The sequence below is a fragment of the Paenimyroides marinum genome, assembly GCF_900108395.1.
GTDB lineage: Bacteria > Bacteroidota > Bacteroidia > Flavobacteriales > Flavobacteriaceae > Flavobacterium > Flavobacterium marinum.
This window is the reverse complement of record NZ_FNXE01000063.1, coordinates 1-9,960: the sequence shown is the minus strand read 5'-3', so window position 1 is coordinate 9,960 and position 9,960 is coordinate 1. Positions and strand designations below refer to the sequence as shown.

Here is a 9,960-nt window from a genome sequence, read left to right as displayed (position 1 = left end):
TTTCTGCTGCTGCGAATGCCATTGAGGTAAGCATAAAGATAGAGTTTGAGAAATAAAGAATCACTAAAAGATGACCGACCTTCTTTCTTTTTATCCGAGGAAGTTAAAGAGCGAACGCCTAGTTGCTGAAGATCTAACTTATCTATAAAAGCATCTATAAATCGGACATCATTATCGGTAGCAATAGTAGCTTCTAAACTAGAGAATGTAAGTTGGTGTCTATCTAAACCATTGATTATAGGCATAAAACCGTGAATTATGAATACCTAATGAATTTATGAAATATTAACTATATTTGAAAGGAGTTTGTGTACTTTTTTCACAGACTGACGTTAGCGGCAATGGCATTTGAACGATGCGACACAAAATCAACCGACTGACAAAAACGAAAAATTTGCCAACGCTTCGCAAAAATTAAAAGAGGTGCAAGCCACCGCACAAATCTAACGCTTTTGCACCACATTTAATTTTGCCCAACCGCACCCAAGCCCACCCACCACCTGAATGTTTTAGAACGAGAATCCAACAAACAAAACTTTAAATTATTATCTTTGACAGATAGCCGATTATATGATTACATTTTCCAACATAAAAGAAATTTTACTTGCTCTCAAACGTGAGGAAGATCTTCTTACGGAAATGTTTAAAAGAAGAAAAACGGCTAATTACAAATACGAATATGCTCTCGAATTGGTCGATGATAATGATGGACGACTTCAATATTTGATAGACCGTTCGGTCATTAGACAAAATGGAAATACTTTAGAAATTGATGATTTGTATTTGCAGTTTTTTGAACAGGTTTTAGAAGCAAATGAAGAAATAAACACTTCATACATCAATGAAAACCTTGAAAAAGTAAAACAAAACATTGATTATTATTTCAACGAACAAAACGAACAAAGAAAATACGAGTATTTACGAACAGTAAAAAATACGCTTAGGAAAATTGGCATTATTACATTGCGAAATGTAGTGGATTTGAAACGCAATATTGACAACACCTTCAAAAGCGAACCTAACTATAAAAACAAAAAAGCAAAACTCATTAATCTTGACAATAAGCGGAAAGACATTACCAAACTTATTGAACAAACGGAGCAATTAATTACAGATGATAATATTACGTTTTTCAAAACAGCCACTGATGAAGAATTGAATCGGATAATTGTTCAATTGAAAATGCAATTGCATAAATGCACCCATAATTTGATTGAAATTCAACGTCAAATAATTGATTTTTTAAATCAAATTCAGCAACAAAGTGGTGTTATAGAAAAACTGCGACAAATAAAATATCTGAAAGACCAATTCATTCTCGAAACAACTACCGATATAAAACAAATTTTAGCGTCAAATAATACTGTTGTATTTGAGCCCAATCCCATTTATCCGCTTAAACTTTCATTAGAATATCTACAAACAGATGAAGAAGCATTTGCAAGTATAAAGAAAATAGCGGAAAGAAAAAAAATCGGAACCAAACTCAAGCAACCTGTTGCCGAAAAAATATCGGACGAATATTTAGAAACGCAAATCCAAGAAGAAGTTCAAATCAATTTGGAAGAAGTAAAAAATGGTTTTGTGGCAGGAAGCAACAATTTATTTGACTTTGTGATGAGCTTTAATTTTTCAAAAACTGTTTCGTTTGATGAGCGAGTTACCATTTATTGCCAAATGGTTTCTTTGTATGATAATTTCTTTGAAATTACCGAAGAGGTGGATGAAAAAAATGAGGTTGAGTATGCAATGATTTATCCTAAATAAGCCACAAATGCACAAATCGACACGAATAAATATTAGTGAAAATTTGTGTATTCGTGACTAAAAAATAAAATATGGAATTAATTTACAAAGAAGAGTCTTACCAAATTATTGGAAAGTGTATGGAAGTTCATAATGAACTCGGTCACGGATTTTTAGAAATTGTCTATAAAGACGCTTTGGAATTAATATTTAGACAAGATGGGATCTTTTACGAAAGAGAGAAACCTTATGAAGTATATTTTAGAGAGATTTTGTTACCACATCAATTTTATGCAGATTTTGTGGTAATGGATAAAATTATTTTAGAGGTAAAGTGCGTTAGAACACTTACAGACGAACACATAGCACAAACAATAAATTACTTGAAAGTTTCCAAAAACAAATTAGCTCTTTTAGTAAATTTTGGAAGAGGAAAATTAGAATATAAAAGATTAGTTTATTAAAAATTTAAGCCACGAATACACGAAAAAAAACAAATTATTAGTGAACATTTGAGTATTCGTGGCTAAACATAATTATGATACCACAAACAGCCGACATATTCAAAATACTCAGCAAAGGACAGTTTATCAGTTCCAACAGTTCTGATAAAAACATCAGCAATCTATACAACATTATTGAAGATGAACAGCATTTTGAAGCGCTTTACGAGTACTTTATAAACATCAATTTTGTTTTAGAGAAAGGAGATGAGTATTTTTATTTCAGCAGACCCGAAACGAATGTAAACCTTGAAAAGAAAATAGAAAAAGCTTTTGAATGGATAGATATTATTGACTTTTTCAAAACCTATGACAACGCTTTTAGTGCCGGTATTAGATTTTCGCCTGCTGATATTTTGTCCCGAATAAAAACCGATGCTGAATTGGAAACAAAATTAGAAAGCCTGAAAAAGCATACCGACAAAACGAGACATCAAGATATTTTAGAAAGAATTTTAAAGAAATTATCAGACGACACCTTTATAGAATTGGAAAATGAAATTACCAACCAATATAAAGTTTTGGCCTCATTCAAATATCTTGAACAGCTTATATTAACCATTAATATTCCCGAAGACGTAGCTAATGAGATACCTGAGTAAAATTGTTTTTATAAATAGTGCTTCCATAAAATATTCCGAAGTTGATCTGGATGGAAACGTGCATTTCATCGGTACACAAGGTGTAGGAAAAAGTACTTTGCTAAGAGCGATACTTTTCTTTTATAATGCCGAAACTCAGAAATTAGGCATTTCGAGAGAAAAGAAAAATTACAATGAATATTATTTTCCGTATCAAAATTCCTATATCATTTACGAAATACAAACCGAAACAGGGAAATATTGTGTTTTGAGTTTTAAAAATCAAGGAAGAGTTGCATTTCGATTTATCAATTCGGGATATGACAAAAACTTTTTCATCGACAATGCAGGAAAAGCATATGAAACTTTTGATAAAATAAGAGTTGCTTTAAGCAAAGTAGATGCAACGAGAATTATTAACAATTACGAGGAATACAGAAACATTTTGTACGGCAATAATAAAGGCTTACAAAGTGAATTTAGAAAATATGCTCTGATAGAAAGCAAACAATATCAGAATATTCCAAGAACCATTGCCAACGTTTTTTTGAATGCTAAATTAGATGCTGAATTTGTAAAAGAAACTATTATTAAATCTTTGAATGAAGATGAAATAAAAATTGACCTAGCAACCTATTCCCAAACACATCTTCGTGATTTTGAAACTAATTTGAACGATATCAAAAAATGGACGGAAGGCAAAATTGACAAACAAGCTGAAAAAGTATCAACAACATATTCGGCTTTGAGATATTTAGAACAAAAGAAAAAAGAATTGGCTTATCAATTGGGATACGCTTTAAATGCTGTAAAAGAGCAACAACCCAAAGTCGAAGAACAACTCAATGCTGAAATACTAAAACAAAACAGAGTTCAAGAAAAACTGAACGACCTTGATAAAGATTTCGGAAAAAAGAAAGACTATATTTTAAAACAAATAGGCGAAGTTTCCAGCAAACTCAAAGAAATCAAAAACAAGCGAGATGAATATGCTGTTCAAAAAATAGAATCCATTTTGGAACGTGTAGCACAAAAGCCAAATTTGGATCTGGAAGAAAAAAATCTGTCGGAAGAAAAAAATATTTTGACTTCTCAATTTCTTGAAATTCAACAACGATACGAAGCTCAATTGCGACAATTGGAAAATCAATTATCCGCATTCGAAAACAATATTCAGAGCGAGAAAAACAAAGCTGAAAAGAATTTCAATGTTTTTGAAAAAGAAATCAACCAACAATACGATTTTATTTATGAAGACATTCGCAAACAAAATCAAGAAGCCTTGGCTACAGCTAATGACAATGTAAAAAAGCAAGAAAAAGCGATTACCCACCAAAGAATACAACTTTCAGAAGCGAAACATAAACGCTTTTTTGAAACTGAAATCAACAATTGCAAAACGGAAATTGGCAATATAAAAACCAATATTTCAAATGCTGAAACGCAAATTCAACAAGCGAACGATAAAATAAAATCCTTACAAAAAGAATGGGAATTTGAGGAGAAAAACGCCAAAGCTGATTCAGAAAGAAAAGTTGAAAAACAAATAGAAGAACAAGAAAAAATCAGCAAACAGATAATAGAAATTGATACAAAAATTGCGAACAGTAAAGATTCTTTCTATGGTTGGTTGAATGATAATGTGCCGAATTGGGAAAATACAATAGGAAAAGTAATTGACGAAGAAAATGTATTGTTCCAAAAAGGATTAAATCCACAAAAAACTACGGATAACAATTCCAATTTTTATGGAATAGAGATCGATACAAGCGAGATTGACAAGAATGTGAAAACGGTAGCTGATTTGCAAAACGAACAGGCAAATTATCAAAATAAGATTCAAAATATTCGCCTAACCATTCAGCAAATACAAACTGAATTGAATGATGATTTGGATAAATTAAAAAGAAAATTTCACCCGAAAATTAAAGAACAAAAAGAGCTAATTCAACAAAGTGAATACAATAAAGAAAGTGGAAAATCAAAGTTGGATGAACTGATGATACGTCTTTCTGAATGGGAAACCAAAGCGAAAACAGAGAAGCAATTAGCGATAGAAAATATCGAAAAAATCATTGCTAAACTTAACGAAGAAAAGACAAAAGCCGAAGAGCAAGTCCTAAAAATTGAAGCAAGCATCAATAAAATAATCGATGCAAAAAAGAAAGAAAAAACAGCAAAAGTAAAGGAACAACAACAAAGATTAAATTATATTTTACAAAAGTTAGACATTCAAATTACAGCAGAAAAACAAAACATTCACACAAAGTCTGAAACGATAAAATCTGCACAAAAACAAGAATTGAATACCAAAGGTGCAGATACAAAAAGAATTGGTGAGATTGATTTGCGTCTTTCAGCAATTCGTTCTGAAATGAATTTTATCGAAACCAATCTTTCTATTACCGAAAGATACAAATATGATAAAGAGCAACTATTCGACAAGGAAAGTGAATTCAAAAACAGCAAATCATTATTAGATAAAAAATTAGAAACCGAAGGCGAAAAGCACAAACTTCAAAAGGATAAATTCATTCAACAAATAGGTATTCTTAAAGCAGAAATAGAGGCCTTAAACAAAACACTGAACAATTTAAAATCAGACTTAACCGCTTTTGATAATTTTACTAAAACGGAAATGTTTCAAGCCGTAGAACATTATATTTCCGAATTTACTGAAGCGCATAAAACAGAACAAAATTGTGTTTCACTAACTTCTGAACTGCAAATTACAGACAATACTATTACCAAACGCTATATCGAATTACAAGAAGCAATTAATAAGTTTACGGGAAATTTTCAAGATAACAATCTGTTTAGTTTTAAGGTGAAATTTACCGAAAAGTCCGATTATTTTGATTTTTCCGAAATGCTAAAAGAGTTTGTAGATGAAAATAAAATTGCAGAATACAAACAGCGTGTTGAAGAACGATTTGCTCACATCATTCGTCAGATAGGTAGAGAAACCAATGCTTTGATAGAAAAAGAAGGTGAAATTAGTAAAATCATAACCGAAATAAACAATGATTTTGTTGCAAGAAATTTTGTTGGTGCTATTAAGAGTATGGAGCTAAAAACCATTGAGAGTAAAAACAAAATCTTCACATTGTTGGTCGAAATCAAAAAGTTTAATGACGAAAATGTTTTTAATTTAGGCAAACCCGATTTGTTTTCTTCTGACGACCAATCTGACAAAAACAAGAAGGCTATCTCATTGCTGATACAACTCATTAAAGAAATGAGTATTTCTAAAGAAAAAGAAATTACACTTTCTGATTCGTTTGAATTATTGTTTAAAATAGTCGAAAATGACAACGATACTGGTTGGGTAGAAAAGTTAACCAATGTAGGTTCTGAAGGAACAGATATACTTGTAAAAGCAATGATTAACATTATGCTTTTGAACGTATTTAAAGAAAAAGCCACCAAAAAACAGAAAGATGATTTTCGCTTGCATTGTATGATGGATGAAATCGGGAAACTACATCCCAACAATGTAAAAGGCATTTTAAAATTTGCCAACGATAGAAATATTTTGTTGATAAATAGTTCGCCTACATCACTCAATGCAATGGATTATCGCTACACTTATTTGCTATCAAAAGATGCCAAAAATGTAACGAATATTAAACGATTAATAGCTCAAAAATATGCCACAAATACACGAATGAACACGAATAGTAATTAGTGAATATTCGTGTGTTCGTGGCTAAATTACAATAATGAAATTACCCGTTCCAATAGCACAAAAATTAGCACAACTTATAGACGGTAAAACGCTTTCGTCAAGTGCAATCAAGCATTCTATAATAGAAGAATTGGTTGCAGAAAGAATTATTGAAAGAACAGGCAGAATACAGAAAAAAGTACATCTTGTAAACGCAAGTGCACTCAACCAATATCTTCAAAACAAATACGGAATCAATGACCTTGAAAAATACATTGAAGTCGCTCTAAAAGAAAATGTGCAGAGAAGTGAGTTGGTAGACATCTCATCTAATTCAAAACTAAAAAACACACGCACATTTAAAGGTTTTTTGGTAAACAGCTACATTCCAATAAAAGCATCATTAAACGGGAAAGAAATTACATTAAGCTTTACAGAAGGTATTTTTCAATTCATTTATGATTTTGAGAATTTCATTCCAGAAAATGACATTACAATTGTAGGAGTTGAAAACGCAGAAAACTTTCGGTGGATTGAAAATCAAAAACATTTATTTGCAGACATCAAACCATTGTTTATTTCTCGTTATCCTCAAAACCAAAGTAAAGATTTGATCAAATGGTTACAATCTATCCCAAATAATTATCTGCATTTTGGCGATTTTGATTTTGCAGGAATTGGAATCTATTTAAATGAATACAAAAAACATCTTGAAGAAAAAGCATCGTTTTTTATTCCCGAAAAAATAGAAAATCTAATAGACAAACACGGTAATAAAAGTCGTTATGATCAGCAAAAAATTAATTTTAATATCGAAAATATTGAAGAAGAAAGAATTGTAAGTCTTATAAAGCTTCTTCATCAGTACAAAAAAGGGTTAGACCAAGAGATACATATAAGACATAAATAGTAACCCATTTGGTAGCACATTTGCATTTTCCAACCACGCAAAAGCTAAACAAAAAATGCAAAAGAGCTACCAAGACAACGCTAACTGATAAAAACGAAATGAAAAAAGGGGCGGTCGTATAATAACTAAGCCTTCGTCTTGCCCGGAGGGCATGAGATGAATTGAAAATCACTGAACACCAAAACAAATAATAAACAAGTGAAGTAAGGCCCGTTGAACGGAACCGTAGGGAGCTAATAAAGTATTATGGAGTTTTCGAAGTGTAGCTTTAAGATATACCGGCAGTAATTTTAGCATTACTGCTTTTTTTTGGGTTTGTACTTGTGCTGTTTTGTTGTTTTCGCACTGTTTTTCGATGCAACAAAGCACAAATCCCCTTACCCGTAAAAGTTAATTCACAGATGCAAGTGTAGTGTGAATCAGAGCAGGTTTTAGTTCATAAAGATAATCTTTAACCTGCTCAGGATCTAATTCGGTAGGTAAACACCCAAAATGTAACGCCATAGCAGCCACATGACGAGAGTAATTTTCAAAAGTGCGTTTGCTTCGTCCTAAAATAGAAATATTTCGTTCAAAACGTTGCAGAAGTTCAGAAAAACCTGTAATTTCACTACATGCGCGATTCAAATATTTGTTCGCTCTTAATTCCTCAGGAGATTTTTTTTAGTTACCATAGTATCATTTATTTAATGTTAAAATATACTAAGATACGAAATCATCGCAGCGAAAGCTACCGGAGGTTTAGTTCAACAAGGGTTTGGCAAGAGTGGCAGGAAACGGCTTCGATTGAACATTTCTGCAAAGTTGAAAGTTTGTAATTCTATTCAACATTTGTGCTAAAAAGTGCCACCCTCGCATTCTATTACTTTTATAACAAATTAACTAATAAAGGTTTAAAATGTGTATTGTTGAATTTATGAAGTTTTTATTTCCAATACTTTGCGGAGTAATTGGCTGGTTTGCTAATGTCATTTGGGAAAATTCAAAATACAAAAGAGAACAAAAGACATATTACTGGAAAGAAAAAATCAATGCAGGTAAAAAAGCAACCGAATTTTATTTGGAGTATCTAAATTTATTGAATCTATTCAGATTACAATTTAAACTGTATAAGGAAAGTTTCATAGACGGAGAAAGTTTATTGATTCTAATACAACAGAAAGAAATTGAATTTTATTCACAAAAATTAAAACAATTTCCTCATTATGAGTATCACCACATAAATTTGTTCTACGAGTTAATTGAGGATAAGAACTATCAAACAGTGAATGAAAATACTGAAATTCTTCAAAAAATAAATAGAATAAGTCAATCAGAAAATGTAATGAAAAACGAAATCAGTGAATTATTTGACAAAATGGGAAATAATTACGAAAAATTATACAGTAATGTTTTGTTACAACTAAAAAAAATTCAAAAGGATTTAGAAGACGAAGTTAAATAAGAAATAGAAGTGGTATAAAAAACTGAAACCGCTTTCATCACCAACACAAAGTCTGGGAGAGGAGGAAGCGGTATAACAATGCAAATATACAACATTATTTAGGAAATTTCAAAATATTTTTCCACTTTTGTACCTGTATGACAGAACAGCAACTAAAATACTATCTTTCACAGCCTCGATTTAATGTTTATCTTGCCAAAACCAACAATGATTTTAGCAAAGCATACCAACTTTATAAAGTAAACATAGAGCTTTCAGAGGCGTTCTACCCTATTCTTTCAGTTCTTGAAGTAAGTTTACGAAATGCTATTAACGAAACATTAAAAACACATTTTCAAGATGAGTATTGGTTCAAAAATAGTTTACCCGTTGAATTTTTACCTTTCGTTGCAGAAGCTACTCAAAAACTGACTGCACAACGTAAAACCATTACTGCCGACAGAATAGTTGCAGAACTCAATTTTGGTTTTTGGAACAGACTTTTCAATAGAAAGCATACAAGTTTACTTTGGAAACCTTTACGTTTGATTTTCAAAAACACACCAAAACATCTGCGACAAAGGGATACAATTTCAGATTCTTTGTACCGCATACGAACCTTACGAAACAGAATTTATCATTACGAACCTATTTTTGGAAATTTGCAAGACATTGAAAATCAACACAACGAAATACTTACATTTATTACTTGGATTGACAATGATTTGCCAAAATTACTAACCGACATAGACCGATTTAACAACATTTTACAAAAAGCAAAAGTAATCTAAAAATAAGGGCGAACAGTTAACAAGGGTTTTGCAAGAGAGCGGGTTAAGTGTTTTGTATGAAACTTTTTGCTAAATTTGTAGTTCGGTTCTTCGTATCAAGTTCAGTGCTAAAAATCCCGCCCATCGCCAATACGCGGCCCGTCAGGCTGTGAAAAAAGTCCTTTTCAGCAAGGAAACAGCTTGTAGAATGAATTTATACACACTTATAAGGTGCTTTTAGAGCACCTATTTTTATGCACAGATTTTTTCTTCTGAAATTTTGAAAGGCTTACATGGAAGTAAATGATGTCGTTTTTGGATAAAAATAGTACCGCCTGGGTACTTGGGTGTCCATTGGTG

8 protein-coding genes and 1 pseudogene are annotated in these 9,960 nt (G+C 31.6%); 7 read left to right on the top strand and 2 right to left on the bottom strand.

Features of this window, described 5'->3' with window-relative positions; genetic code table 11:
- Positions 1–245: pseudogene (locus BLW20_RS14800) on the bottom strand (IS1182 family transposase); the annotation flags it as partial.
- A gap of 325 nt (positions 246–570) precedes the next feature.
- On the opposite strand from BLW20_RS14800, the gene BLW20_RS13805 reads away from it, so the two are divergent.
- The 5 genes from BLW20_RS13805 (at position 571) to BLW20_RS13785 (ending at position 7,407) form a co-directional block, all read left to right on the top strand.
- The gene (locus tag BLW20_RS13805) at positions 571–1,767 is read left to right on the top strand and encodes a hypothetical protein (RefSeq protein ID WP_091102577.1); all 1,197 of its coding nucleotides are present in this window, start codon (positions 571–573) and stop codon (positions 1,765–1,767) included.
- Between the two features lie 71 nt (positions 1,768–1,838).
- The gene (locus BLW20_RS13800) at positions 1,839–2,210 is read left to right on the top strand and encodes a GxxExxY protein (protein WP_091102574.1); all 372 of its coding nucleotides are present in this window, start codon (positions 1,839–1,841) and stop codon (positions 2,208–2,210) included.
- 74 nt (positions 2,211–2,284) lie between these two features.
- Entirely contained in the window at positions 2,285–2,851 is a 567-nt protein-coding gene (locus BLW20_RS13795) for a condensin complex protein MksE (RefSeq protein WP_177165104.1), read from the top strand.
- The gene (locus BLW20_RS13790) at positions 2,835–6,518 is read left to right on the top strand and encodes an ATP-binding protein (protein ID WP_091102567.1); all 3,684 of its coding nucleotides are present in this window, start codon (positions 2,835–2,837) and stop codon (positions 6,516–6,518) included. Before BLW20_RS13795 ends, BLW20_RS13790 begins: the two co-directional genes overlap by 17 nt.
- 34 nt (positions 6,519–6,552) lie before the next feature.
- Positions 6,553–7,407 (top strand): DUF7281 domain-containing protein, encoded by an 855-nt coding sequence (locus BLW20_RS13785; RefSeq protein ID WP_091102563.1) that lies wholly within the window; start codon positions 6,553–6,555, stop codon positions 7,405–7,407.
- A gap of 390 nt (positions 7,408–7,797) precedes the next feature.
- On the opposite strand, the gene BLW20_RS14905 is transcribed toward BLW20_RS13785, so the two are convergent.
- The gene (locus BLW20_RS14905; RefSeq protein WP_245725342.1) at positions 7,798–8,034 is read right to left on the bottom strand and encodes a phage integrase N-terminal SAM-like domain-containing protein; all 237 of its coding nucleotides are present in this window, start codon (positions 8,032–8,034) and stop codon (positions 7,798–7,800) included.
- 289 nt (positions 8,035–8,323) lie between these two features.
- Between BLW20_RS14905 and BLW20_RS13775 the strand changes: the two genes are divergently transcribed.
- Positions 8,324–8,851, top strand: a complete 528-nt coding sequence (locus tag BLW20_RS13775) for a hypothetical protein (protein ID WP_143037818.1) — start codon at positions 8,324–8,326, stop codon at positions 8,849–8,851.
- 137 nt (positions 8,852–8,988) lie between these two features.
- Positions 8,989–9,621: an Abi family protein gene (locus BLW20_RS13770; RefSeq protein WP_091102558.1), complete on the top strand. Its 633-nt coding sequence runs from the start codon at positions 8,989–8,991 to the stop codon at positions 9,619–9,621.
- Positions 9,622–9,960 lie beyond the last annotated feature (339 nt).

Coding starts and splice junctions, on each gene's coding strand:
- BLW20_RS13805 (WP_091102577.1), top strand. CDS start 571: ATGATTACATTTTCCAACATAAAAGAAATTTTACTTGCTCTCAAACGT.
- BLW20_RS13800 (WP_091102574.1), top strand. CDS start 1,839: ATGGAATTAATTTACAAAGAAGAGTCTTACCAAATTATTGGAAAGTGT.
- BLW20_RS13795 (WP_177165104.1), top strand. CDS start 2,285: ATGATACCACAAACAGCCGACATATTCAAAATACTCAGCAAAGGACAG.
- BLW20_RS13790 (WP_091102567.1), top strand. CDS start 2,835: ATGAGATACCTGAGTAAAATTGTTTTTATAAATAGTGCTTCCATAAAA.
- BLW20_RS13785 (WP_091102563.1), top strand. CDS start 6,553: ATGAAATTACCCGTTCCAATAGCACAAAAATTAGCACAACTTATAGAC.
- BLW20_RS13775 (WP_143037818.1), top strand. CDS start 8,324: ATGAAGTTTTTATTTCCAATACTTTGCGGAGTAATTGGCTGGTTTGCT.
- BLW20_RS13770 (WP_091102558.1), top strand. CDS start 8,989: ATGACAGAACAGCAACTAAAATACTATCTTTCACAGCCTCGATTTAAT.